This is a genomic window from Pseudomonas sp. Irchel s3f10 (assembly GCF_900187515.1).
Classification (GTDB): domain Bacteria; phylum Pseudomonadota; class Gammaproteobacteria; order Pseudomonadales; family Pseudomonadaceae; genus Aquipseudomonas; species Aquipseudomonas tensinigenes.
Map to the genome: position 1 here is coordinate 394,105 of NZ_FYDZ01000003.1, position 23,714 is coordinate 417,818.

Annotated in this window: 22 protein-coding genes; 8 read left to right on the forward strand and 14 right to left on the reverse strand. The window is 60.5% G+C overall.

What is annotated here, in order from left to right:
- Positions 1–28: 28 nt before the first annotated feature.
- Positions 29–694, reverse strand: coding sequence for an FKBP-type peptidyl-prolyl cis-trans isomerase (locus CKW17_RS10965; RefSeq protein ID WP_095119846.1), 666 nt, complete (start codon positions 692–694; stop codon positions 29–31).
- A gap of 192 nt (positions 695–886) precedes the next feature.
- Between CKW17_RS10965 and CKW17_RS10970 the strand changes: the two genes are divergently transcribed.
- Positions 887–2,095, forward strand: coding sequence for an AlgP family protein (locus CKW17_RS10970; protein WP_095119847.1), 1,209 nt, complete (start codon positions 887–889; stop codon positions 2,093–2,095).
- Here CKW17_RS10970 and CKW17_RS10975 read toward each other — a convergent pair.
- A complete protein-coding gene (locus tag CKW17_RS10975; protein WP_095119848.1) occupies positions 2,092–2,553 on the reverse strand; it encodes a TIGR02444 family protein in 462 nt (153 codons plus the stop codon). The two genes, CKW17_RS10970 and CKW17_RS10975, sit on opposite strands and share 4 nt — an antisense overlap.
- Before the next feature lie 50 nt (positions 2,554–2,603).
- On the opposite strand from CKW17_RS10975, the gene CKW17_RS10980 reads away from it, so the two are divergent.
- The 3 genes from CKW17_RS10980 (at position 2,604) to rhtB (ending at position 5,921) form a co-directional block, all read left to right on the forward strand.
- Entirely contained in the window at positions 2,604–4,514 is a 1,911-nt protein-coding gene (locus CKW17_RS10980; protein WP_095119849.1) for an ATP-binding cassette domain-containing protein, read from the forward strand.
- On the forward strand, positions 4,514–5,095 hold the full coding sequence (locus tag CKW17_RS10985; RefSeq protein WP_095119850.1) for a mechanosensitive ion channel family protein: 582 nt from the start codon (positions 4,514–4,516) through the stop codon (positions 5,093–5,095). The genes CKW17_RS10980 and CKW17_RS10985 overlap by 1 nt, the downstream gene beginning before the upstream one ends.
- A gap of 193 nt (positions 5,096–5,288) precedes the next feature.
- The gene (gene rhtB / locus CKW17_RS10990; RefSeq protein ID WP_095119851.1) at positions 5,289–5,921 is read left to right on the forward strand and encodes a homoserine/homoserine lactone efflux protein; all 633 of its coding nucleotides are present in this window, start codon (positions 5,289–5,291) and stop codon (positions 5,919–5,921) included.
- A 114-nt stretch (positions 5,922–6,035) separates the two neighbouring features.
- On the opposite strand, the gene CKW17_RS10995 is transcribed toward rhtB, so the two are convergent.
- The 5 genes from CKW17_RS10995 to CKW17_RS11015 form a co-directional block, all read right to left on the reverse strand.
- Positions 6,036–6,779, reverse strand: a complete 744-nt coding sequence (locus tag CKW17_RS10995; RefSeq protein WP_095119852.1) for a penicillin-binding protein activator LpoB — start codon at positions 6,777–6,779, stop codon at positions 6,036–6,038.
- Positions 6,780–6,782: 3 nt separating this feature from the next.
- Positions 6,783–7,370, reverse strand: a complete 588-nt coding sequence (gene lpoB, locus CKW17_RS11000; protein ID WP_016772610.1) for a penicillin-binding protein activator LpoB — start codon at positions 7,368–7,370, stop codon at positions 6,783–6,785.
- A 36-nt stretch (positions 7,371–7,406) separates the two neighbouring features.
- Complete coding sequence (locus tag CKW17_RS11005; protein ID WP_095119853.1) at positions 7,407–7,781, reverse strand: YcfL family protein; 375 nt, start codon at positions 7,779–7,781, stop codon at positions 7,407–7,409.
- Positions 7,782–7,796: 15 nt separating this feature from the next.
- Entirely contained in the window at positions 7,797–9,191 is a 1,395-nt protein-coding gene (locus tag CKW17_RS11010; protein ID WP_095119854.1) for a COG3014 family protein, read from the reverse strand.
- A gap of 207 nt (positions 9,192–9,398) precedes the next feature.
- Complete coding sequence (locus CKW17_RS11015) at positions 9,399–10,799, reverse strand: COG3014 family protein (protein WP_095119855.1); 1,401 nt, start codon at positions 10,797–10,799, stop codon at positions 9,399–9,401.
- Between the two features lie 189 nt (positions 10,800–10,988).
- On the opposite strand from CKW17_RS11015, the gene CKW17_RS11020 reads away from it, so the two are divergent.
- Both CKW17_RS11020 and CKW17_RS11025 read left to right on the forward strand, forming a co-directional pair.
- On the forward strand, positions 10,989–12,887 hold the full coding sequence (locus tag CKW17_RS11020; RefSeq protein WP_095119856.1) for an FTR1 family protein: 1,899 nt from the start codon (positions 10,989–10,991) through the stop codon (positions 12,885–12,887).
- 134 nt (positions 12,888–13,021) lie between these two features.
- The gene (locus tag CKW17_RS11025; RefSeq protein ID WP_007911138.1) at positions 13,022–13,477 is read left to right on the forward strand and encodes a YaiI/YqxD family protein; all 456 of its coding nucleotides are present in this window, start codon (positions 13,022–13,024) and stop codon (positions 13,475–13,477) included.
- A gap of 120 nt (positions 13,478–13,597) precedes the next feature.
- Here the strand turns inward: CKW17_RS11025 and elbB are convergent, their stop codons facing one another.
- Together elbB and CKW17_RS11035 are read right to left on the reverse strand one after the other, a co-directional pair.
- The gene (gene elbB, locus CKW17_RS11030) at positions 13,598–14,266 is read right to left on the reverse strand and encodes an isoprenoid biosynthesis glyoxalase ElbB (RefSeq protein ID WP_038359087.1); all 669 of its coding nucleotides are present in this window, start codon (positions 14,264–14,266) and stop codon (positions 13,598–13,600) included.
- Between the two features lie 279 nt (positions 14,267–14,545).
- Complete coding sequence (locus CKW17_RS11035) at positions 14,546–15,196, reverse strand: DedA family protein (RefSeq protein WP_095119857.1); 651 nt, start codon at positions 15,194–15,196, stop codon at positions 14,546–14,548.
- A 207-nt stretch (positions 15,197–15,403) separates the two neighbouring features.
- Between CKW17_RS11035 and hemB the strand changes: the two genes are divergently transcribed.
- Positions 15,404–16,417 carry a porphobilinogen synthase gene (hemB, locus tag CKW17_RS11040; protein ID WP_095119858.1) on the forward strand — a complete coding sequence of 338 codons (1,014 nt, stop codon included), beginning with the start codon at positions 15,404–15,406 and terminating at the stop codon, positions 16,415–16,417.
- A gap of 18 nt (positions 16,418–16,435) precedes the next feature.
- Positions 16,436–18,661: a polyphosphate kinase 1 gene (ppk1, locus tag CKW17_RS11045; RefSeq protein ID WP_095119859.1), complete on the forward strand. Its 2,226-nt coding sequence runs from the start codon at positions 16,436–16,438 to the stop codon at positions 18,659–18,661.
- A 248-nt stretch (positions 18,662–18,909) separates the two neighbouring features.
- On the opposite strand, the gene ppx is transcribed toward ppk1, so the two are convergent.
- The 5 genes from ppx to CKW17_RS11070 all read right to left on the reverse strand — a co-directional run bounded on the left by ppx (position 18,910) and on the right by CKW17_RS11070 (position 23,468).
- Positions 18,910–20,412, reverse strand: a complete 1,503-nt coding sequence (ppx, locus tag CKW17_RS11050; RefSeq protein ID WP_038359076.1) for an exopolyphosphatase — start codon at positions 20,410–20,412, stop codon at positions 18,910–18,912.
- Positions 20,413–20,621: 209 nt separating this feature from the next.
- The gene (locus CKW17_RS11055; RefSeq protein ID WP_095119860.1) at positions 20,622–21,359 is read right to left on the reverse strand and encodes an amino acid ABC transporter ATP-binding protein; all 738 of its coding nucleotides are present in this window, start codon (positions 21,357–21,359) and stop codon (positions 20,622–20,624) included.
- Positions 21,346–21,996 carry an amino acid ABC transporter permease gene (locus CKW17_RS11060; protein ID WP_095119861.1) on the reverse strand — a complete coding sequence of 217 codons (651 nt, stop codon included), beginning with the start codon at positions 21,994–21,996 and terminating at the stop codon, positions 21,346–21,348. The genes CKW17_RS11055 and CKW17_RS11060 overlap by 14 nt, the downstream gene beginning before the upstream one ends.
- Complete coding sequence (locus tag CKW17_RS11065; protein ID WP_016985906.1) at positions 21,993–22,661, reverse strand: amino acid ABC transporter permease; 669 nt, start codon at positions 22,659–22,661, stop codon at positions 21,993–21,995. The genes CKW17_RS11060 and CKW17_RS11065 overlap by 4 nt, the downstream gene beginning before the upstream one ends.
- Positions 22,662–22,682: 21 nt before the next feature.
- Positions 22,683–23,468: a transporter substrate-binding domain-containing protein gene (locus CKW17_RS11070; RefSeq protein WP_095119862.1), complete on the reverse strand. Its 786-nt coding sequence runs from the start codon at positions 23,466–23,468 to the stop codon at positions 22,683–22,685.
- Positions 23,469–23,714: the final 246 nt, after the last annotated feature.

Sequence of the window (23,714 nt, forward strand, 5' to 3'; positions counted from 1 at the left end):
CAAAAGCGCACCGTTTTTTATTGCCTGCTCAACTGGTGGCGCCGCGCAACTCCACTTCAAATACCAGCGGTGTGAACGGAGCGATCAAGTCGCCGGCACCGTCGGCGCCATAGGCCTGATCCGATGGAATCACCAGACGCCATTTCGCGCCCACCGGCATGTTCTGCAACGCAGTGCGCCACCCGGCAATCACGCTGTCGAGATTGAACCATTGCGGCTGAGTGTTCTGATCGAACACGGTGCCGTCGGGCAATCGACCGACATACAGCACCTGCACTTTTCCATCGGGGCCGGCCTTGGTGCCGGTGCCAGGCGTCAGCTCGGTGAGGAGGATGCCGTCGGCCAGTTCTTTCACGCCCGGTTTGGCTTTTTCAGCGGTGAGAAAACGCTGTTCGTTTTCCATCGCCGCGTCGCTCGAAGGCTGTGCCGAGTGTTCGGCATTCTGCGATTCGTGATCGGCCAGAATCTGCTCGATACGTGCCTCGCTCAATGCCAGCGGCTTGCCTTGATAGGCTTGCTGCAAGCCGTCGACCAACGCTTGAATCTGCAATTGCGGGACTTCCTGGCGCAGCCGTTCACCGAGGCTGGCACCGAGGCTGTAGGCCAGATCGTGAGCATCATTCGCGGTGGTTTTTTCGTCCGCATGAGCGGCCGAAAAAATCATCCAGAGGGATAAAAAAAAGTAGCGCGACATGGGCACTCTCCGTCCTGAGATGCGGTGGATTATGCCAGCGCGAACGTCTGCAACGGTGAACTGCTTTTGCCTTCACGCAGAACATTTTCGATTCGGTGCAACGCAACGCAATCGATACTGTCAAGATGCCCTAGCGGCGGTAACTGCAGAGGTCTAGTATGAGCCGCACTCACGTCAGCCAGGAGGTAAACCATGTCGGCCACCAAGAAGCCTGTAAATACTCCGTTGCACTTACTCCAACAACTCTCGGGCAGCTTGCTCGAGCATCTGGAAAACGCTTGCTCTCAAGCCTTGGCTGATGCTGAAAAACTGCTCGCCAAACTGGAAAAGCAACGCGGCAAGGCGCAAGAAAAACTGCACAAGTCCCGCACCAAATTGCAGGACGCAGCTGCCGCCGGCAAAGCCAAGGCACAGACCAAAGCCAAAGGCGCCGTGAAAGAACTGGAAGACCTGCTCGATGCCTTGAAGGATCGTCAGTCCGACACTCGCAGCTACATTCTGCAACTCAAGCGCGATGCCCAGGAAAGTCTGAAACTGGCTCAGGGTGTTGGTCGCGTTCAAGAAGCCGTGGGCAAAGTATTGTCCACCCGCGCAGCCAAACCGGCAGCGGCACCGGCGAAGAAAGCAGCTGCCAAACCTGCTGCTGCAAAAGCTCCAGCGAAAACCGCAGCGGCCAAGCCTGCTGCAAAAGCTGCTGCTAAAACCGCTGCCAAGCCAGCTGCAAAAGCACCGGTGAAAGCCGCTGCAAAACCAGCTGCCAAAGCGGCCGCAAAACCTGCAGCGAAGAAACCTGCTGCGGCGAGCGCTGCAAAACCAGCAGCTAAAACCACGGCGGCAAAACCTGCTGCGCGTACTGCCGCTGCCAAGCCGGCTACCCGTGCCGCCGCTGCTAAACCAGCCGCCAAACCAGCTGCAGCAAAAGCTGCTCCAGCGAAAACCGCCGCTGCTAAACCTGCTGCCAAAGCTGCCGCAAAACCTGCTGCTAAAACTGCTGCTGCAAAACCAGCTGCCAAGACTGTCGCTAAACCAGCTGCCGCCAAACCAGCTGCAAAAGCACCAGCAAAAGCTGCTGCCAAACCAGCCGTGAATGCCGCCGCCAAACCGGCAGCCAAGCCAGCCGCTAAACCGGCCGCTGCTGCCAAACCAGCGACTGCTGCTGCCAAGCCTGTTGCTGCCAAACCAGCTGCCAAACCAGCTGCCAAACCAGCCGTTAAAAAGCCAGCCGTTGCCAAACCAGCTGCCGCTAAACCGGCTACCGCGCCTGCCGCTAAGCCTACCGCACCGGCAGCGTCGGCTGCGCCATCGGCAGCTGCTCCAGCCGCGACTACCTCGACGCCATCGACTGCGCCATCGCCAGCCGCTGTGTCGAGCACCAGCAACAACCCAACCAGCGCTTCCTAAGTGTCGGTTGCCGCGACGCGCAGCACTTGCAGCGCGTCGCGGTTCGGGCTGGCCACCGTGCCGGCCAACTCTTCAAGCCAGGTTGTTGAACCAGCATCGTTTCGCGTCCACTCCTGCGCCACACCTTCAAGCCGTGACAGCAACGCTCGCTCAGCTTCCAGCTCCAGTGATTTGATCTGCTCGCGCATGCCTTTCAAAACCGCGTCATCCACCGCCCGCGCTTTCCATTGCATGCGCAGGGTTCGCAGCGGCCGCACCACCTCGATATCCCACTGACCGGTCAGCGCCTGAAGCTGCCTTACGCGTTGTTCGTCGCAGGTTGCGCCACGTTGTTCCAGCCATAAGCCGCACAGCAGCAGGCAGACATTGGCCCCCGCCGTTTGCAGTTGCAGGCAGGCGTCTTCCACGCCCGGTCGGGCGTAGGTGGCAAGGGAAAAGCTCCACAGGTCAGAGGACATCGTGCTACTCGCGCCAGTTGTGAGCGAAGCTGGTAGACTCCGCCGCCATTATGATCCGACTTCAGAACCTGACTTTACAGCGTGGCCCGCAACGTCTGCTAGAAGACGCCGAGCTGACCCTACACGCCGGCCACAAAGCCGGCCTCATCGGTGCCAACGGCGCCGGCAAATCGAGCCTGTTCGCCCTGATTCGGGGTGAGCTGCACCCCGACTCGGGTGATTGCTTCCTGCCGGCTGACTGGCGCATCGCCCACATGCGCCAGGAAATCGAGACGCTTGAGCGCCTTGCCGTCGACTATGTGCTCGATGGTGACTTGCGTCTACGCGAAGTGCAAAGTGACCTCGCCGCCGCCGAAGCGGCGCACGACGGTGCCGCTCAGGCCCGTCTGCATTCCGAACTCGACAGCGCCGACGGTTACACCGCCGATGCGCGGGCGCGCAAGCTGCTCGCCGGTCTCGGTTTCACCAACGAGCAGATGGATCGTCAGGTCGGGGATTTCTCCGGCGGCTGGCGGATGCGTCTGAACCTGGCGCAGGCATTAATGTGCCCGTCGGACCTGTTGTTGCTCGACGAACCGACCAACCACTTGGACCTCGACGCAATCATCTGGCTCGAAGATTGGCTGAAAAGCTATCCGGGCACCTTGCTGCTGATCTCCCACGACCGCGATTTCCTCGACGAAGTCGTCGATCACGTGGCCCACGTCGATCAGCGCAAAATCACCTTGTATCGCGGCGGCTACACCGCGTTCGAGCGCGCCCGTGCCGAACGTCTGGCCCAGCAGCAACAGGCCTACGAGAAGCAGCAGGCGCAACGTGCGCACATGGAAAGCTACATCGCCCGCTTCAAGGCGCAGGCGACCAAGGCCCGTCAGGCGCAGAGCCGGATCAAAGCTCTGGAGCGGATGGAAGAGTTGTCGGCGGCCCACGTTGATTCGCCGTTCGATTTCGTCTTCCGCGAGTCGACCAAGATCTCCAGCCCGCTGATCGACCTGTCCGATGCCAGCTTGGGTTACGGCGACAAAACCATCCTCGAGAAGGTCAAGCTGCAACTGACCCCGGGTGCGCGGATCGGCCTGCTTGGCCCGAACGGCGCGGGTAAATCGACACTGATCAAGAACCTCGCCGGCGAACTGTCACCGATCGCCGGGCGCCTGACCCGTGGCGAGAACACCGTGGTCGGCTATTTCGCTCAGCATCAGCTCGACTCGCTGGATTCCAAGGCCAGCCCGTTGTTGCACATGCAGCGTCTGGCGCCGACCGAACGCGAGCAGACCCTGCGCGACTTTCTCGGCGGTTTCGACTTCCGTGGCGCGCGCATCGACGAGCCAGTGCTGAATTTCTCCGGTGGCGAGAAGGCGCGTCTGGCCCTGGCGTTGATCGCCTGGGAACGCCCGAACCTGTTGCTGCTCGACGAACCGACCAACCACCTCGATCTGGAAATGCGCCTGGCGCTGACCATGGCGCTGCAGGAATTCAGCGGCGCGGTGCTGGTGGTGTCTCACGATCGGCATTTGCTCAAGAGCACCACCGACAACTTCTATCTGGTCGCTGATGGCAAGGTCGAAGAGTTCGATGGCGACCTCGAAGACTACGCACGCTGGCTGGTGGAATACCGCCAGCGCAACGCGCCGGTCAGCAACACCCCGGTGAACCCGGACAAGACCGACAAGAAGGCTCAGCGTCAGGCGGCCGCCGCGTTGCGTCAGCAACTGGCCCCGCACAAGCGTGAAGCCGACAAGCTCGAAGCCGAACTGGGCAAGCTCCACGAGAAACTCGCCAAGGTCGATGCGAGCCTTGGCGACAGCGACATCTACGAGCCGGCGCGCAAGAATGAATTGCGTGATCTGCTCGCCGAGCAGGCCAAGCTGAAGGTTCGTGAAGGCGAGCTGGAAGAGGCGTGGATGGAAGCCCTCGAGGTGCTGGAAAGCATGCAGGCGGAGCTGGAGGCGCTGTCCTGATGGAAGCGTTCAAGCTGCCGCTGCCGGCGGTGTGGGTCGAGCCGGTCTGGTTCACGGTGCAGATTCTGCTGATCCTGCTGGCCGGTTACCTCACCCAGCGCTTCGTCGCCAAAGGCCTGACAAGATTGGGCGAGCGCTATCCGTTCCCGCCGCAGTTGTTGATGCCGCTGCGTGGCGTGTTGCGCTGGTTGATCATGGGCAGCGCGCTGATCTTCGTATTGGAACGCCTCGGCGTCTCCGCCACGGTGTTGTGGACGGCGCTGTCGGGGTTCGTCGCGGTAGCGGCGGTGGCGTTCTTTGCGATGTGGAGCGTGCTGTCGAATCTGCTCTGCGCGATTCTGATCTTCACGGTCGGGCCGTTTCGGTTGGGCGATATCGTCGAGCTGGTGGACACCACGGACAAGCCAGGCGTCAAAGGCCGGGTTGTGGCGATCAATCTGCTCTACACCACGTTGATCGAGGCTGAGGAATTGGGCACTGGCAGCGCGATGGTGCAGGTGCCGAACAGCTTGTTCTTCCAGCGTTCGGTGCGGCGTTGGCGCGGGACTGATGTGTTTCCGTCGAGTGGTTTCGAAAAGTAATTTCTGCGGCGTCTGATCTGGCGCCTTCGCGAGCAGGCTCGCTCCCACAGTAGACCGCGATCAAATGTGGGAGCGAGCCTGCTCGCGAAGAGGCCCTCAGCAGCTCCTGCAACATTCAGCAAAAAATCGGTAGTCATCCATTCAAACCCGCATTAGCTTAGGCATTTGTCACGAGCATGAGTCGAGGTGTGCGATGGAGCTTCAAACATGGCTGGCGTTTTTTGCCGCCTGCTGGGTGATCAGTCTGTCCCCGGGTGCTGGCGCCATTGCGTCGATGTCCAGCGGTCTGCAATACGGTTTCTGGCGCGGTTACTGGAACGCCCTCGGCCTGCAGATTGGCCTGGCGGTGCAGATCGCGATTGTCGGCGCCGGTGTTGGCGCGATCCTGACTGCGTCGGCCACGGCCTTCCATGCGATCAAATGGTTTGGTGTCGCTTATCTGGTGTATCTGGCCATCAAGCAATGGCGCGCGCTGCCCATGGACATGAGTGATGACGCGGCTGTACGGCCGATCGGCAAACCGCTGGCGCTAATATTCCGTGGCTTTCTGGTGAACATCAGCAACCCCAAGGCCTTGGTGTTCATGCTGGCGGTGTTGCCGCAGTTCATCAACCCGCATGCGCCGCTGTTGATTCAGTACGTGGTGATCGGCGTGACCATGGTTTGTGTCGACCTGATCGTCATGGCGGGCTACACCGGTCTGGCGTCGAAGGTGTTGCGTCTGTTGCGCACCCCGCAGCAGCAGAAGCGCATGAACCGCACGTTTGCCGGGCTATTCATCGGTGCGGCGGCGTTTATGGCAACGTTGCGTAAAGCGGCGGCGTAAACATCGCGGGCAGAAAAAAGGCGACCTTTGCAGGTCGCCTTTTTTGTGGCTGGGACGCAGAGCATCCCGGGATGCATTCCCACGCGGAGCATGGGAATGATCAGTGGCCCGTCATCAGCGCAAGATCACCGGCGCGGTATCACGCGGCAGGTTGTTGCGCTGCGGTGCTTCGCGCGGCTGCTCGTAACCGCCGCCACCGAGCTGCATGCTCAGTTGCCCGGCCACGTCCTCACCCAGCGCCTTCGACACGTCACGCACCACCCGAGGACGGTTCAGCGAGATCTTGATGTCGCGGTGGTTCACCAGTTTGGTGTCCTGCGCTTCGCCCATCGCCGTGAAGGCCGAGGTGATCTCGAAGGTCCTGGTGTTGATCAGGCTGAAGTCCGCCACCAACGTCAGGCCCAGCACCGCCGAATAGCTGTCGGTGTTCGCCAGCTCATTGATGTCCTGAGTGAAGTCGATGTCCGACACCGTACCAAACAGCACATAGTCGGCGCCTTTGAAGTTGCCGGCCTTGATGCGCTTGATCACGTCGTAGACGTCACCCTTGGACGACGCGGTGTACGGCGTGCCCTGCACCAGCTGGAACATGCCGGTACGCAGAATTTCACCCTTGATGTCGCCGGTGAATTTGCGCAACTCGCCTTGCTCGATGTAGCTGGTGCTCGCTTCGATCTCGTTGTAGCTCGACGAGCCGCTGGAGCTGTAGTAACCCTCGCGATGATTGCTCTGGGCCGAAACGATGTGGATGTATTGCTCCACACGTTCCTGATACGCCAGATCCGTCACCGCGACTTTCGGGGCCGCTTGCGCGCCAAACGCGCAAGCCAGGGCCATCATGCCAATCCATGCGCGCATCAATTAACGCTCCGTGGTTTTGCGGATCTCTTTTTCGTCCATCCACTCGGCCAGACCGCTTTCAACGTCGATCAGTTGCAGGCTGAATTTGTAGAAGACGTCCTTGTAGTCGCTGCTGCGCTTGACGATCGAGCTGATCGAGCCTTCGATGCGGTACTTGGCGGCAACCATGTTGCCGGTCTTGGCCACGGTGCTCTTCTTGTACAGACCGCTCTGGTTTTGCAGCTTGAGCTGGTCAACCTGGCTCTGCATGGCGTTGTTGTCGCTGGCGAAACGCGCAACGCCGGTTTTCATCAGCTGGGTCTTGATGCTGGTGGTGATTTCGCGGGTATCGATGTACTCGCTGGTCTTGTTCTTCACGTCGTAGACCTGAACCACCGGACGGCCCTGCAGGATGCCGGACTGAGCCAGCGAGCGGGTCATCGACTCGGCGATCATTTGCAGGTCGGTCGAACCGAATTCGTTGGTCACGGTTTCAACCGCTTTGGTGTCGCCGTAGCTGATGTTCTTGCTGCCCAGGGTCGGCGAAGTGTTGGCGCAACCGGAGGCCAGCAGGGCGATAACGGCGATGCAGGAAAAGCGTGCAAACATGGGGATGCTCTCTAAATCAGGAATAGGGTGGCAGGCTTACGGCGTCTTGATTTCCAGACGGAAGTCCACGGCTTTCGGGGTCGGGGCGATGCCTTGAATGAAGCTGGTCTGGGCGCCGTACATCATTTGGCTTTTCCAGACTTCTTCTTCGGCAATCGGGAAGCCTTCCGCGCCGAGCCAGGCGAAGCGGTAGTAGAAAGTCTTGTTGCTGTTGAGGGTGTTGCTCAACTGCACATTGACCGTCATGAAGCCGTTTTCGCGGGCGACGCGCATGGCGCCGACGACGATGTGTTTCTGCGGACCCATGGCCACGACTTTGCTCGCGGCGCTGCCCGGCTCTGGCGGTGGCGGGGTGGCGCAGCCGCTCGCCAACAAGGCGAGGGCGGCGACGGCGATGAGTTTGAAGCGCATGCAAAGACTCCGTTCTTAAGGTTGTTTGAGGCTGGCGACGTTGGTCGCGCCGGCGCTCGGGATGACGTGTGCGGCGAGGCCACCGGCGAACACCTGGTTGCCCACGGCGCGCAGAGTGATCACTTGATAACGCTGATCGACAGTGACCTTGACCACTGAACCGCCGACGGCGCTTGGCAGGGTAACCTGATGCTCACCCTTCTTCAGACGCAGACGCACCACTTGGGTGTAATCCGGCAGGGTGCGCCACGTACGGGTATCGGCACCTTCGAGCACAGCTGAAGAGATACCGACGGCCAGACCGGCCAGCGGGTTGGTTTCGTTGATCTGCTTCTGCGCTACACCCTTGGTGATCGCCCGCACGGTGGTGCGCACAATGATTCCCGGCATATCGTCGCGCAGGGCGCGGCGGGACATCGCGGTGGTGCTGTTGAGCGCGGTCAGATCGACCTGCTGACCGTCGACGCCGATCTGCGCGAAAGTCGCCGTGGAGGTGTCAGGCTTGATGATCGGGAACGACAACGGTGTGATCACCACGTTGTTGGAGATCGGCAATGGCAACGGCACGCGGATCGAGTCACGGGCTGGCGCCAGACCGCTTTGCACCACGATCAGGATGTCGCTGTCGGCGGATTTGCTCGGCTTGTCGAGGTTGACCAGCGCCTGCTCCAGCAGCGGCGTGTTCGGACGCAGTTCGGCAGCCTTGCGGTAGCCCGGTGCAGCCAGGCCTTTTTCGCCCAGGGCTTCATAGACGAAACCGGACAGGTAATGGCTGAACGCACTCTGGTAGCTGTTTTTCAGACCGACCACTTCCGGCGCGTCGAGACTGGCGACCGGATAACCCTGCAAGTCTTTGTACTGAGTCTTGATGCCTTCTTTCTCGGCCTCTTCCTCGCTCTTGAGGTATTCCTTGTCACGCAACTCGGCGATCACCGCTTCACGTTCGTGAGTCTTCTTGATCGCGGTACGCGCACCGTCGAAGTCATTGACCGCCAGCAGGTTCAGGGCCATCTGCGTGGTCAGCATGACTTTTTCGTAGTCGTAGCCTTCGTAGCGACGCACTTTGTCATTGACGATGAAGCTGCCGAACTGGGCCAGGTACTTCCCGGTGTCGAGCTTGACGGCGTCTTCCCACTGACCGACCACCCCATCGGCGCTGCTCCAGGCATTCTGGCTGCCAGAGAGGTCACCCTTGGCGCGCAGCAACTCACCTTTCTCGAAGTAATAGAGCAGGTCTTTGTCTGGGCCGGTGTTGTTCTTTTCCAGCAGAGTCAGCGCGGCGTCGACGTTGCCGGAGGCCAGTTGCTGATTGGTCTGGGCCAGTTCGGAGTCGTAGTTGCGAAACGCCGAACAGCCGGACAGCAGAGTGACGGCGCTGAGCGCGATCAAGGTGGGGGCGCGGAATGCCATGGGGGTACTTCTTCCCTGGAGTAAAACAGCCGCGAATGCTGGTCGGGCTGGTGTGACCCATCGACAGTGGCGTTGGCCTCCTGCCAATTCCTCATAACCTGAGGAGCTTTAATGCCCGATCGCAATAACGCGGGCGCGGCATTATAAGCAGGCGGTGATGGCTATGTAATAGCTTTTTAATCGCACTTGTTAGTTTTGTGCCATTACTTATTTCAGGTTGGATACCACGCTCTTTGCCGGCGCCCCATCCGACTGAAATGCGCTGCCATTGGCAAACACCCGATCACCCAAGGCACGCAGGCCGATGACCTGGCGGTTCTGGTCGATACGGATTTTCAGTGGCGCAGCCCCGGACGCGTTAGGCAGGCTGATCAGGTGGTCACCTTTTTTCAGGCGCAGGCGCACGACCTGGGTGAGGTTGGGCAGGGTGCGCCAGGTGCGGGTGTCGGCCTGCTCGAAGCCATCCCAGTGCGTGACGTAGGAGGCTTTGCTCGGATCGCGTCGATTGTCCGTAGCCTGAACATCGGCCGCCAGAAATGCCCGATAGGTTGTGCGCTGGATGATGCCCGGCATGTCGTCACGCAGGGTGCGCAAAGACATGTCGGTAATGCTGTTGACCGCAATCAGCTTTTTCTGACGACCATCAATAGCCACTTGATTGAATGCCGGGGTCGAGGTGTCGGGAACCATCACAGGAAACGAAACATTGGCGACGATGACTTGCCCGTCCGCGAGCTTCACCGGGTAGGGCACGCGCACGGAACTGCGGGCCGGCGCCAGGCCGCTCTGCACGATGATCAGCACATCGCTTTCGTCTGCCTTCAAGCCAGGGCTGTCGAGGTCGCGCAATGCCTGTTGGAAAAACGCCATGTCCGGACGCAGTTCTATTGCCTGACGATAGCCGGGCGCTGCCAGATCTTTCTCGCCCAGCGCTTCGTAAGTGAAGCCGGCGAGATAGTGACTGAATGCACTTTGGTAACCGTTTTTCAGAGCAATCACCGCAGGCGATTCGAGCATTACCACGGGGTAACCCTGCAGATCCTTGTAATGCACGCGCGCGCCCTGGGCCTTGGCCGCTTCTTCGACACGCTCGTATTCCAGCTCCCGCTGGCGGGCTATAAGCGCTTCTCGCTCGTGGGTTTTCTTGATGTCGGCGCGAGCACCGTCAAAGTCATTCATGGCCAGTTGGTTGAGGGCCATTTGCGTGGTCAGCATGACTTTTTCGTAGTCGTAGCCATCGTAGCGGCGCAGCTTGTCATTGATGATGCTGCCCCAGTGATCGCCCATGGCGGCGAGCAACTTGTCGCCGGTGGTTTCAATGGTGTCCTGGCGCTCGATGATCATCTGCTCGGCGCTGCGCCAGGTTGTCTGGCTCTGCGCAAACTCGCCGCCGGCACTCAGTACAGTGCCCTTTTCGAAATAGTAGAGCAGGTCTTTTTCCGCAGCCGGGTTGTTCGCCTCGATCACGGACAGAGTGCTGTCGATGTTGCCGGCCTTGAACTGATCGGTGGTCTGTTGCAGTTCCAGATCGTAATTGCGATACGCACCGCAGCCGCTCAGGTGCACAACGGCGGCGATCAACAGGGGCAAGTGCAAGCGATGGCGCATGAAAGGGGTTCATCCTTGAGCGGGAAATGCGACAGGTCGCGCAGTATAGGGTGCAATAGTGGCTAAGTGATGTGGCATTTTTGTAGGCCGATGGCTCGCGTCATGTCTGGCGCTACGTCGACAAAGCTTGAGGGAAACGCGTTCGAAGTGAACAATATGTAACTTCGCATTTCCATTTGAGAATCCTCCATGACTGCCTCGTCCCGTTTTCTGGCCTGGCTGGTGTTCCCGCTGTTTGCCCTGAGCAGCTTCAATCTGCTGGCCGATACCGTGGAAGGCGCACCGCAAGCGCTGCACCTGCTCGACTACATCAGCGCCGACTACCCGCCGACGGTAGCCGCAGGCAAGGTGGTCGATGACTCCGAATATCGCGAGCAACTGGAGTTCACCCAAGCGCTGCAAGGCTTGATCGCCGGCATGCCGGCCAAGCCTGAAAAAGCTGCGTTGGAGCAAGGTGTCAGCGCATTGAAGGCAGCGATCACCGCGAAGCAGGACGGCGCCGAAGTGGCCCGTCAGGCGCGGCAACTGGGCGCGCAACTGGCGGTGGCGTATGAAGTCAGCCAGGCACCGATCATCACTCCGGATCCGACCCGCGGCGCACCGCTCTATGCGCAGAATTGCTCGGTGTGCCACGGTGACAGCGGCGCCGGTGATGGCCCGGCGGGACTCGGCATGAGCCCGGCGCCAGCCAATCTGCGTGATGCGGCGCGGTTGGATCACCTGAGCCTGTACGCGATCTACAACACCCTCGGCCAAGGCGTCGAAGGCACCGACATGCCGGCGTTTGCCGATCAGCTCGATGATCGCCAGCGTTGGGATCTGGCGACTTACATCGCCGGCTTCAGCGCCGATCCGGCGGCGGCCAAGTCTGAGAAGAGCTACAACATCGCCGATCTGGCCCGCCAGACCCCGGCCGAAGTACAGGCTGCCGAAGGCCCACAAGCGGCGGCGACGTTCCGTGCGCAACGCGCGCAGCCGCCACAGGTCAAGCGTGGCCCGGCGCAGTTGCTCGACTACACCGCTGCAACGCTGGACAAGAGTCTTGCCGCGTACCGCGCCGGTGAACACGATCAGGCTTACGACCTGTCGGTCGCGGCGTATCTGGAAGGCTTCGAACTGGTCGAGAGCTCGCTGGATAACGTCGACGCCAACGTGCGCAAGGACACTGAAAAATCGCTGATGGCGTACCGGCAATCGTTGCAGGACGGCTTGCCGGTCGAGCAGGCCGAGCAGCGTCTGGAGGCGGCCAAGGCCAAGTTGAAAGAGTCTGCCGGCCTGCTTGGCAGCGATGGTCTGAGCTGGTCGCTGAGCTACATCTCCGGTTTACTGATTCTGCTGCGCGAAGGTCTGGAAGCGATTCTGGTGCTGGCGGCGATCCTCGCGTTCCTGCGCAACACCGGCCAGCAATCGGCGGTGCGCAGCGTCAACGTCGGTTGGGGCCTCGCGCTGCTGGCGGGTTTGGGCACCTGGGCGCTGGCGGCGTATGTCATCGATGTCAGTGGTTCGCAGCGTGAACTGCTCGAAGGCGCGACGGCGCTGTTCGCCAGTGTCATGGTCTTGTGGCTCGGCGTGTGGATGCACGATCGTCGCCACGCAGCGGCCTGGCAGGATTACATCAAGAGCAGCCTGGTTGGCGGCGGCGGGCGTTTCGGCTTCGCGATTCTGGCGTTCTTCTCGGTGTACCGCGAGTTGTTCGAAGTGATCCTGTTCTACGAAACCCTGTGGTTGCAGGCTGGCGCGGCCGGGCATGACGCCGTGCTCGCCGGCGGCGCGACCGCACTGGTGCTGCTGGTGGGTCTGGCGTGGGTGATTCTGCGCGGTTCGGCGAAACTGCCGCTGACGCTGTTCTTCAGCATCAACGCGGCGCTGCTGTGTGCGCTGTCGGTGGTGTTTGCCGGGCACGGTGTGAAGGCCTTGCAGGAAGCCGGGATCTTCGGCACGCGGCCGGTGGCGTTCTTTGAATTCGATTGGCTGGGCATTCATGCCGATGCCTATTCGTTGACGGCGCAGGCGGTGGCGATTCTGGCGATTGCTGTGTTGTATGGGCGCAGTTGGATGGCGGAGAAGCGACGGGTTTCGGCTGCTTGATTGAGTGCTCCCTTAAAAGATCGCAGCCTTCGGCAGCTCCTACAGGGGCGTAGCATGTCGCAATATTGCGGCGCGACGCGCACTCTGTAGGAGCTGCCGAAGGCTGCGATCTTTTGCTTTTAGAGGTAAAGAAAATGCGTGTATGGATCGATGCCGATGCTTGCCCACGGGCGGCGAAGGATCTGGTGGTGAAGTTCGCCCTCAAGCGCCAGTTCGAAGTGGTGCTGGTGGCCGGGCAGCCGCAGATCAAACCGGGGCTGGCCATCGTCAAGTTGATCGTTGTGCCGAGCGGTCCGGATGCGGCGGACGACTATCTGGTCGAGCACGCGGTACCGGGTGAACTGGTGATTTGCAGCGATATCCCGCTGGCCGACCGGCTGGTGAAGAAGGGCGTCGCGGCGCTGGATCCGCGCGGCAAGGAGTTCGATGCGCAGAACATGGGCGAGCGCCTGGCCGTGCGCAACCTGTTCACCGATCTGCGCGAACAAGGCCAGATGAGCGGTGGACCTGCACCGTTCGGCGATCGCGAAAAACAGGCGTTTGCCAATGCGCTGGACCGGATCCTCACCCGACTGACGCGCAAACCTTAAGCCCTACACAAATCCCCTTGTAGGAGTGAGCCTGCTCGCGATAGCGGTCGGTCATTCAACAGATATGTGCCGCCTGATACACCGCCATCGCGAGCAGGCTCACTCCTACAGTAGACCGTGTCAGGCGTCGTTTTCGTGGGTCAGTTCGAGGACGCGGTCGACCAGTTTATTGATCCCCGACGCCGCTTCACTGATGTTCTGCGCCAGCATGTAAGCCGGGGTCGTCACCAGTTTGCGCGCCTTGTCTTCGATAATCTCCGTCACCGCACAGTCTTCGTGGGTGGCGCCCATCTTGTTCATTGCCGTGGCCGTGTCGGCGTCGTTGCCGATGGTACAAGTCACGCCTGGGCCATAGATCTTCGCCGCCAGCGCCGGGGAAATGCACATGAGGCCAACGGGTTTGCCGGCTTCGGCGAACGCCTCGGCCAAGGCCAGCACCTCAGGCTGCACGCTGCAGCCTGCGCCTTCAACGGCAAAGTTCGAAAGGTTCTTCGCCGCACCAAAACCCCCGGGCACGATCAGCGCATCGAAGTCGTCGACGTCGGCCTCGCGGATGTCCTTGATGTTGCCGCGGGCAATCCGCGCCGATTCCACCAGGACGTTGCGCGACTCGGGCATTTCTTCGCCGGTCAGGTGGTTGATCACATGCAATTGCGCGATGTTCGGGGCGAAGCACTGCACCTGCGCGCCGCGTTGGTCGAGACGCAGCAGGGTGATCACGCTTTCATGGATCTCGGCGCCGTCGTACACGCCACTGCCGGACAGGATCACTGCAACTTTTTTGCTCATGGGTTTCTCTCCAGATTCATGGCGCTAAATGTCCACTAAATTGTCGCGCGTTGCCATAGGCCCAAGTCGCGGCTGCACCTGCATGGAGCGCTTTCTACATGGATCGCAACAACGGCGGGGTGTTCATTATTTGGCAAGTCTGTTGCGTGATGAACGGGTGATTTTTGGCGTGAGAACGCCGCTGACGAACGGAAGTTCGCGAGCGCAGAGGGGGATAAATGACTGAAAGAGGCGGCCAGCCCGCGCTGTGCACAGGGCTGTACGCCAGTCGCCAGCGAGTTACTCGGCTGGCGTCTTCGGTTCGGCAGGTTTGGTCACTTCGGCTTGATTCAGCAGTGCAGCTTTTGCGGCTTGCTCGTCGGCGTAGACCTGCCTGGCGAGACGGGCATTCTTGAAACGACGGCGCAGCCACAAGCCAACGCCCAGCACCAGAAATGCACCCAACACCCACAGCTCGTACTTCTTGATACTGCCGAGCATGCCTTCCAGCACCGCCCCGAAGTGGTAAGCCGCAGCGGCCAGCGCGGTCGCCCAGATCGCTGCACCGATGCCGTTGAGCAGCAGATAACGCCCCGGCGGATAACCCGACAGACCGATCGCCACTGGCATCACTGTGCGCAAGCCATAGACGAAGCGGAAGCTCAGAACCCAGATGTCCGGATGCTTGCGAATGTGCTCCAGCGCGCGGTCGCCCATCATCTGCCAGCGCGGTTTGCGCGCGAGCAATTTGCGTCCGTGCTTGCGCCCCAGGAAATACCACAGCTGATCACCGGCATAGCTGCCGAAGAACGCCACGACCACCACCATATTGATGTCCATGTATCCACGGAACGCGAGGAAGCCCGCGAGCACCAGAATGGTTTCGCCTTCGAAAAACGTGCCGAGGAACAAGGCAAAGTAGCCAAAGTCATGCAGAAATTGTTGGAGCATTGTCTGGGTGCTGGCGAAATGAACGCGCAGCCTAACCCTTCGGACACATTCATGAAAGTGTCCAAATGTGTCTCGACGTGAACAATTCCTACACTGACAATGGAATGCGGCTACATGTCACGGGGCACACATAACTGTCATCTGTTCGTCATAATGGCCGTCTATAACTGTCACGCTCGCCCGTTTGCGCGGGCTCAGGAGTCCGCCGTGAGCTTTACCCCTGCCAATCGTCTGTTCCCTGCCACACGCCTGCGCCGCAATCGTCGTGATGATTTTTCGCGTCGGCTGGTGCGGGAAAATGTGCTGACGGTCGATGACCTGATCCTGCCGGTGTTCGTGCTTGACGGTGAAAACCGCCGCGAAGCCGTGGCTTCGATGCCTGGGGTAGAGCGGCTGACTATCGACTTGCTGCTGGAAGAAGCGGCGAAGTGGGTCGAGCTGGGGATTCCGGCGCTGGCGCTGTTCCCGGTCACTCCACCTGAATTGAAATCCCTCGATGCTTCTGAAGCCTGGAATCCTCAAGGCATCGCCCAGCGCGCCACCCGCGCCCTGCGTGAACGCTTCCCGGAGCTGGGGGTGATCACCGATGTCGCACTTGATCCGTTCACCACTCACGGCCAGGACGGCATTCTCGACGAAGAAGGCTACGTACAGAACGACATCACCGTCGACGCACTGGTGCGTCAGGCCTTGTCCCATGCCGTAGCCGGTGCGCAGGTCGTTGCGCCGTCGGACATGATGGACGGTCGCATTCAGGCGATCCGCGAAGCGCTGGAAATCGCCGGCCACGTCAATGTGCGGATCATGGCCTACTCGGCCAAGTACGCCAGCGCCTATTACGGCCCGTTCCGCGATGCTGTCGGTTCGGCGTCGAACCTTGGCAAGGCCAACAAGGCCTCTTATCAGATGGACCCGGCCAATAGCGACGAAGCGCTGCACGAAGTCGGTGCGGACTTGTCTGAAGGCGCGGACATGGTCATGGTCAAACCGGGCATGCCCTATCTGGACATTCTTTTCCGGGTAAAAGATGCCTTCAAAGTGCCGACCTTCGTCTATCAGGTTAGCGGCGAATACGCCATGCACATGGCGGCGATCCAGAATGGCTGGTTGAGCGAGGCGGTGATTCTCGAATCACTGACCGCCTTTAAACGTGCCGGCGCTGATGGCATCCTGACTTACTTTGCTGTCCGCGCCGCTCAATTGTTACGAGAGCAGAAATAGCCCTCCCAGGAACATTCAATGAATACCGAAGGACTCACGGAAGTTGCAGTAAAAGAAGCTCAACCGGTGGTCGAGCAAATCACCGAGACCCCGCCGGAACTGGAGCCTGCGCCACCCGCGCCAGCCACCGAACCTGTCGCGGCGGCGCCAGTGATTGCGATACCGGGCCTGGATGACAGCAGCCTGTACATCCACCGTGAGCTTTCGCAACTGCAATTCAATATCCGCGTGCTGGAACAGGCGCTGGACGAGTCCTATCCGTTGCTGGAACGCTTGAAGTTCCTGCTGATCTTCTCCAGCAACCTTGACGAATTCTTTGAAATTCGCGTCGCCGGTCTGAAGAAGCAGATCACCTTCGCCCGTGAGCAGGCCGGAGCTGATGGCTTGCAACCGCATCAGGCGCTGGCGCGGATCAGCGAGCTGGTCCATGGTCACGTTGACCGTCAGTACGCGATCCTCAACGACATTCTGTTGCCGGAGCTGGAAAAGCACCAAGTGCGCTTCATCCGTCGCCGCCACTGGACGGTCAAGATCAAAACCTGGGTGCGCCGCTATTTCCGTGACGAGATCGCACCGATCATCACCCCGATCGGCCTCGACCCGACGCACCCGTTCCCGTTGCTGGTGAACAAGAGCCTGAACTTCATCGTCGAGCTGGAAGGCATCGATGCCTTTGGTCGCGACTCCGGTCTGGCGATCATCCCGGCGCCGCGCTTGCTGCCACGGATCATCAAGGTGCCGGAAGAAGTCGGCGGCCCCGGCGACAACTATGTATTCCTGTCGTCGATGATCCACGCCCACGCCGATGACCTGTTCCAGGGCATGAAGGTAAAAGGCTGCTACCAGTTCCGTCTGACCCGAAACGCCGACCTGGCGCTCGACTCCGAAGACGTCGAAGACCTGGCCCGCGCCCTGCGTGGCGAGTTGTTCTCGCGCCGCTACGGCGATGCGGTACGTCTGGAAGTCGCCGACACTTGCCCGAAACATCTTTCGGACTACCTGCTCAAGCAGTTCAACCTGAGCGAGAGCGAGCTGTATCAGGTCAACGGCCCGGTCAACCTGACGCGGCTGTTCAGCATCACCGGTCTGGACAGCCATCCGGAGCTGCAATACACGCCGTTCACCCCGCAGATCCCGAAACTGCTGCAGAACAGCGAAAACATCTTCAGCGTGGTCAGCAAGCAGGACATTCTCTTGCTGCACCCGTTCGAGTCGTTCACCCCGGTGGTCGACCTGCTGCGTCAGGCGGCGAAAGACCCGCACGTTCTCGCTGTGCGTCAGACCCTGTATCGCTCCGGCGCCAACTCCGAGATCGTCGACGCGCTGGTGGATGCCGCGCGTAACGGCAAGGAAGTGACGGCGGTCATCGAACTGCGTGCGCGTTTTGACGAAGAATCCAACCTGCAACTCGCCAGTCGTCTGCAAGCGGCCGGTGCGGTGGTGATCTACGGCGTGGTCGGCTTCAAGACCCACGCCAAGATGATGCTGATCCTGCGTCGTGAGGCCGGCGAAATCGTCCGTTACGCGCACCTCGGCACCGGTAACTACCACGCCGGCAACGCCAAGCTTTACACCGACTACAGCCTGCTGACCTCCGACGACGCCTTGTGCGAAGACGTCGGCAAACTGTTCAGTCAGTTGATCGGCATGGGTAAAACCCTGCGCATGAAGAAGTTGCTGCATGCGCCGTTTACCCTGAAGAAGGGCATGCTCGACATGATTGCCCGCGAGACCCAGTTCGCTGTTGAAGGCAAGCCGGCGCACATCATCGCCAAGTTCAACTCGCTGACTGATCCGAAGATCATCCGCGCGCTGTACAAGGCCAGCCAGTCCGGCGTGCGCATCGACCTGGTGGTGCGCGGCATGTGCTGTCTGCGTCCGGGGATTGCCGGGGTTTCGCACAACATCCATGTGCGCTCGATCATTGGCCGCTTCCTCGAACACACCCGAGTGTTCTACTTCCTCAATGGCGGCGACGAGCAGATGTTCCTCTCCAGCGCCGACTGGATGGAGCGCAACCTCGACAAGCGCGTCGAGACTTGCTTCCCGGTGGAAGGCAAGAAGCTGCTGACCCGGGTGAAGAAAGAGCTGGAGTTGTATTTGACTGACAACACTCATAGCTGGAGCTTGCAGTCGGATGGCCGTTACATTCGCAACACGCCGACCGGTAACCAGAACCCGAGGAGTGCGCAGGCGACGTTGCTGGAGCGGTTGGGTAGCCCGATATTGCCGGTGAGCAGCTGAGGCCTTGAAGGTCAAAAGCCCCTCACCCTAACCCTCTCCCGGAGGGAGAGGGGACTGACCGAGGTGGATGTCAGGGGTACGCCGACTTGCAGTACCGAGTCGAACTCAGGATTTGAAAAGCCCACAAATCGGCTCCCTCTCCCTCGGGAGAGGGCTGGGGTGAGGGGAAGGTTCACCTCCGCTCTCAAGTCGAACCCTATAAAAAAGGCGATCCAGAAGGATCGCCTTTATTGCACCTGAGATTTAACTCAGTGAACGGTAAGAACGATGCCCACCCGCGTCAGCCAATCCGCCTCAAGCCCGAAATCCGCCTGAGTCAGCTGATTCTCATCCAGCCAGTTCTCCGGGAATTCCACATCCAGGGTGTTGCCCTTGGCGTGCAACACCACCTGCGGCATCGCCTGCGTGCCACGAATGTGATGGAACAGGATCGCAAAGCGCAGCAGCACGCACAGGCGAATCAGCTTGTCGCCGTCGTCACCGAAATCGGCAAACTTGTCCTTGGGGATGTTACGGCGGTGGCCGCGCACCAATAGCGCGAGCATCTGTTGGTCTTCGCGGGAGAAGCCGGCGAGGTCCGAGTGCTCGATCAGGTAGGCGCCGTGTTTGTGGTAGTGATAGTGCGCGATGTCGAGGCCGACTTCGTGCACTTTCGCCGCCCAGCCAAGGAGTTCGCGCCAGATACCGTCATCCAGCTCCCAGTCCGCCGCCACCTGATCAAATGCGTGCAAGGCTTTGCGCTCCACCCGCGCCGCCTGTTCCAGGTCGACGTGGTAACGCTCCATCAGCGAAGTTAACGTACGTTCGCGTACGTCTTCGTGATGATGGCGGCCGAGCAGGTCGTAGAGCACGCCTTCACGCAGCGCGCCGTCGCAGTGATCCATGCGTTGCAATTCGAGGGCGTCGAAAATCGCTTCGAGAATCGCCAGACCCGCCGGGAAAATAGTCCGGCGATCCGGCTTGATGCCTTCAAAATCGATCTTGTCGACGTCACCGAGCTTGAACAGGCGACGCTTGAGCCAGGCCAGGCCTTCGGCGTTCACTTCGCCGGTGCCGTGACCGCCGGCCTTCAGCGCCAGACCGATGGCGCGGATGGTGCCCGAGGAGCCAATGGCTTCATCCCAGGTCAGGCGATGCAGGGCGTGTTCGATGCTCATGATCTCCAGCCGCGCCGCGGTGTATGCCTGGGCGTAGCGGGCCGGGGTGATTTTGCCGTCCTTGAAGTAGCGCTGGGTGAAGCTGACGCAGCCCATTTGCAGGCTTTCGCGCAGCAGCGGCTCGAAGCGCTGGCCGATGATGAACTCGGTACTGCCGCCGCCGATGTCGGCGACCAGACGTTTGCCCGGGGTGTCAGCGAGGGTGTGCGATACGCCCAGATAGATCAGACGCGCTTCTTCACGGCCGGAAATCACTTCCACCGGGTGGCCGAGGATTTCTTCGGCGCGGTGGATGAATTCGAGGCGGTTGCGCGCTTCACGCAGGGCGTTGGTGCCAACGATGCGCACGGCGCCGAGCGGCATACCGTTGATCAGTTGGGCAAAGCGCTTGAGGCAATCGAGGCCACGCTGCATCGATTCTTCGTTGAGCTTGCGCTCATCGTCGATGCCGGCAGCCAGTTGAACCTTCTCGCCGAGGCGCTCGAGAATGCGGATTTCGCCGTTCTGGGCCTTGGCCACGACCATGTGAAAGCTGTTCGAGCCCAGGTCGATTGCGGCGATCAGGGACAGATTCTTGGCTTGGGATTGCGGCATGGTCAGGGGGTCTCGGTCGATAACCCCGTCATCGTGCCACGATCAAACGCTGGCGCCAACGCGCATGGTTCAAACCGTTGATTCAGCGCAGAAAGTCTGGAGATCGCGGCGTGGCCATTCGCGAGCAGGCTCGCTCCCACATTGGAATGCGCATCCCCTGTGGGAGCGAGCCTGCTCGCGAAGGCGTCCGCCGCATCACTACGGCAATTTCAGGCTGTCGCTTCCACCGTGCCAATAAAGTTCGCCAGCTCCGCCGTCTGCGGATTGGCAAACAACACCTTCGGATCCCCCACTTCATGCACCTTGCCATGGTGCATGAACACCAATTTATCCCCGACCTCGCGGGCGAAGCGCATTTCGTGAGTGACCATGATCAATGTCATGCCTTCCTTGGCCAGTTGCCGCACCACGCTGAGCACTTCATTGACCAGTTCCGGGTCGAGCGCCGAGGTGATCTCGTCGCAGAGCAAAACCTTCGGCGACATCGCCAGCGCCCGGGCAATCGCCACACGCTGCTGCTGACCACCGGACAACCGATCCGGGAAAGCATCAAACTTTTCTCCGAGACCAACCCGTTCGAGCATTTCGCGCGCCAGTTCCGATGCTTTGGCTTTCGGCACTTTCTGCACCACCTGCGGCGCGAGCATGACGTTTTCGCCCACGGTCAGGTGCGGGAACAGGTTGAACTGCTGAAAGACCATGCCGACCTTCTGCCGCAGGCTGCGCAGATCGGCGCGGGCAGCGTCGAGGTATTCGCCATCGACCTCGATCACGCCGTCATTGATCGATTCCAGGCCATTGAGCGTGCGCAGCAGGGTGGATTTGCCCGAGCCGCTGCGGCCGATGATTGCCACGACCTGGCCTTCTTCGACGCTGAGGTCGATGCCTTTGAGCACGTGGTGATCGCCGTAGTATTTATGCAGGGCGGAAATTCTAAGCAGAGGCATGCAGTCTCCTTTCCAGGTAACGCGCACTGAGCGACAAGGGGTAGCAGAGCAGGAAGTAGCCGAGGGCGACGAGGCCGTAGACCATGAACGGTTCAAACGTGGCGTTGGCGAGCATGCCGCCGGTCTTGGTCAGTTCGGTGAAGCCGATGATCGAGGTCACGGCGGTGCCTTTGACCACTTGCACCGAGAAACCCACGGTCGGCGCCACGGCAATGCGCAGCGCTTGCGGCAGGATCACGTAGCGCAGCTGCTCCAGCGGATTGAGCGCCAGACTCGCCGAGGCTTCCCACTGGCCATTGGAGATCGACTCGACGCAGCCGCGCCAGATCTCCGCCAGATAAGCGCTGGTAAACAAGGTCAGGGCAATCGCTGCGGCCATCCACGGCGAGATTTCGATCCCGGCCAGCGCCACGCCGAAGAACACCAGAAACAGCTGCATCAACAGTGGCGTGCCTTGGAACAGCTCAATCCAGGTGCGGGCGATGCTGCTTGGCAGAGAGTTTTTCGAGATGCGCATGATCAGGATCAGCAGCCCGACGATCCCGCCGCCAACAAACGCCACCAGCGACAGCGCCAGCGTCCATTGCAGGCCGACGAGCAGGTTGCGCAGGATGTCCCAGAAGGTGAAATCGCTCATGCGCGGCTCCTGCTGATGTAGCGGCGACCGATCCAGTTGAGCAGTTGGCGGATCAGCAGCGCCATGCACAGATAGATCAGCGTGGTCAGCGCATAGGTTTCAAAAGCGCGGAAGTTGCGCGACTGAATGAAGTTGGCGGCAAAACTCAACTCTTCGGTGGCGATCTGCGAACACACCGCCGAGCCGAGCATGACGATGATGATCTGGCTGCTCAGCGCCGGCCAGACCTTGCCCAGTGCCGGCAGCAGCACCACATGGCGAAACGCCTCGAAGCGCGTCATCGCCAGCGCCGCTGCGGCTTCCAGTTGCCCGCGAGGAATCGCCTGAATGCCGGCGCGAATGATCTCGGTCGAATAGGCGCCGAGGTTGATCACCATCGCCAGCACCGCCGCCTGCCATTCGGAAATCTGCACGCCTAGCGACGGCAAACCGAAGAAGATAAAGAACAACTGCACCAGAAACGGCGTGTTGCGGATCAACTCGACGTAGACGCCGAAGATCGCCGAGAACGGGCGGATGTTCCACGCTCGCACCAGCGCCCCGACAATCCCGACGCTGACCCCGAGCAACGCGCCGATGGCCGTCAGCTCAAGGGTAAACAACGCCCCGCGCAGCAACAGGTCGGTGTTTTCCACCACAGGCATGAAATCGAACTGATAAGCCATGAAGGTCTCCCGCGCAGTCGATCAGAGATCGGCCGGCAGCGGCTCTTTCAGCCAGGTCTGCGAATTCTTTTCCAGTGCGCCGTCAGCCTTGGCGGTAGTCAGGATGTCGTTGACCTTGGCCAGCAGCGCCGCTTCGTTCTTGTTCACGCCGACGTAGACCGGCGAATCCTTGAGCTTCACTTTCAACGCCGGCACGCGTTTCGGGTTCTTTTCGCTGATCGCGACCATCACCACGTTGCCGCTGGCGATCAGGTCGACTTGGCCGGCGAGGTAGGCGGCGATGGTCGAGTTGTTGTCTTCGAAGCGTTTGATGGTCACGCCTTCGGGGGCGACTTTGGTCAGCTCGATGTCTTCGATGGCGCCACGGGTGACGCTGATGGTCTTGCCCTTGAGGTCGTCGAGGCTGGTGATGGCGGCGTCCGGCGGGCCGAACACGGCGAGGTAGAACGGTGCATAAGCGCGGGAGAAGTCGATGACTTTCTCGCGCTCGGGGTTTTTGCCGAGGCTGGAGATCACCAGGTCGACCTTGCCGGTGGTCAGGAACGGAATGCGGTTGGTGCTGTTGACCGGGGTCAGTTCGAGTTTGACCTTGAGTTGATCGGCCAGCAATTTCGCCGTGTCGATGTCCAGACCACGAGGTTTCATGTCCGGGCCGACCGAGCCGAACGGCGGGAAGTCCTGGGGCACGGCGACTTTCAGCGTGCCGCGCTTGACCACGTCGTCCAGACCGTCGGCGTGAGCGGGAGCCTGGCTGAGCAACAAAGAGGAAAACAGGGCGGCGAGGAGGGCGCTGTAACGCTTGGTCATGGACAATCTCCGGATCGGCGGGAAGTGATTTCTGCGTTCGGACAGAGCATGGGCCGTGCCAATACGTGGCTTTCGTCGTGGCAGGCCGCGGTTTCAGCGGGTTTGTTCGGTCTTACTGGTCTGAACAGTCAGGTTGTTTTTCGCACCGCTATCGCGCATCGCTCCGCAGCACCGAACCCCGCTGGGGCACGACTTGCCGGACTCGGCGAATAGCTTTACAACTAGCCGCACATTGGCCTGGCGCGT

Excerpts from the sequence above, each read along its gene's own strand:
- CKW17_RS10965 (WP_095119846.1), bottom strand. The coding sequence starts at position 694 with ATGTCGCGCTACTTTTTTTTATCCCTCTGGATGATTTTTTCGGCCGCT.
- CKW17_RS10970 (WP_095119847.1), top strand. The coding sequence starts at position 887 with ATGTCGGCCACCAAGAAGCCTGTAAATACTCCGTTGCACTTACTCCAA.
- CKW17_RS10975 (WP_095119848.1), bottom strand. The coding sequence starts at position 2,553 with ATGTCCTCTGACCTGTGGAGCTTTTCCCTTGCCACCTACGCCCGACCG.
- CKW17_RS10980 (WP_095119849.1), top strand. The coding sequence starts at position 2,604 with ATGATCCGACTTCAGAACCTGACTTTACAGCGTGGCCCGCAACGTCTG.
- CKW17_RS10985 (WP_095119850.1), top strand. The coding sequence starts at position 4,514 with ATGGAAGCGTTCAAGCTGCCGCTGCCGGCGGTGTGGGTCGAGCCGGTC.
- rhtB (WP_095119851.1), top strand. The coding sequence starts at position 5,289 with ATGGAGCTTCAAACATGGCTGGCGTTTTTTGCCGCCTGCTGGGTGATC.
- CKW17_RS10995 (WP_095119852.1), bottom strand. The coding sequence starts at position 6,779 with ATGCGCGCATGGATTGGCATGATGGCCCTGGCTTGCGCGTTTGGCGCG.
- lpoB (WP_016772610.1), bottom strand. The coding sequence starts at position 7,370 with ATGTTTGCACGCTTTTCCTGCATCGCCGTTATCGCCCTGCTGGCCTCC.
- CKW17_RS11005 (WP_095119853.1), bottom strand. The coding sequence starts at position 7,781 with ATGCGCTTCAAACTCATCGCCGTCGCCGCCCTCGCCTTGTTGGCGAGC.
- CKW17_RS11010 (WP_095119854.1), bottom strand. The coding sequence starts at position 9,191 with ATGGCATTCCGCGCCCCCACCTTGATCGCGCTCAGCGCCGTCACTCTG.
- CKW17_RS11015 (WP_095119855.1), bottom strand. The coding sequence starts at position 10,799 with ATGCGCCATCGCTTGCACTTGCCCCTGTTGATCGCCGCCGTTGTGCAC.
- CKW17_RS11020 (WP_095119856.1), top strand. The coding sequence starts at position 10,989 with ATGACTGCCTCGTCCCGTTTTCTGGCCTGGCTGGTGTTCCCGCTGTTT.
- CKW17_RS11025 (WP_007911138.1), top strand. The coding sequence starts at position 13,022 with ATGCGTGTATGGATCGATGCCGATGCTTGCCCACGGGCGGCGAAGGAT.
- elbB (WP_038359087.1), bottom strand. The coding sequence starts at position 14,266 with ATGAGCAAAAAAGTTGCAGTGATCCTGTCCGGCAGTGGCGTGTACGAC.
- CKW17_RS11035 (WP_095119857.1), bottom strand. The coding sequence starts at position 15,196 with ATGCTCCAACAATTTCTGCATGACTTTGGCTACTTTGCCTTGTTCCTC.
- ppk1 (WP_095119859.1), top strand. The coding sequence starts at position 16,436 with ATGAATACCGAAGGACTCACGGAAGTTGCAGTAAAAGAAGCTCAACCG.
- ppx (WP_038359076.1), bottom strand. The coding sequence starts at position 20,412 with ATGCCGCAATCCCAAGCCAAGAATCTGTCCCTGATCGCCGCAATCGAC.
- CKW17_RS11055 (WP_095119860.1), bottom strand. The coding sequence starts at position 21,359 with ATGCCTCTGCTTAGAATTTCCGCCCTGCATAAATACTACGGCGATCAC.
- CKW17_RS11060 (WP_095119861.1), bottom strand. The coding sequence starts at position 21,996 with ATGAGCGATTTCACCTTCTGGGACATCCTGCGCAACCTGCTCGTCGGC.
- CKW17_RS11065 (WP_016985906.1), bottom strand. The coding sequence starts at position 22,661 with ATGGCTTATCAGTTCGATTTCATGCCTGTGGTGGAAAACACCGACCTG.
- CKW17_RS11070 (WP_095119862.1), bottom strand. The coding sequence starts at position 23,468 with ATGACCAAGCGTTACAGCGCCCTCCTCGCCGCCCTGTTTTCCTCTTTG.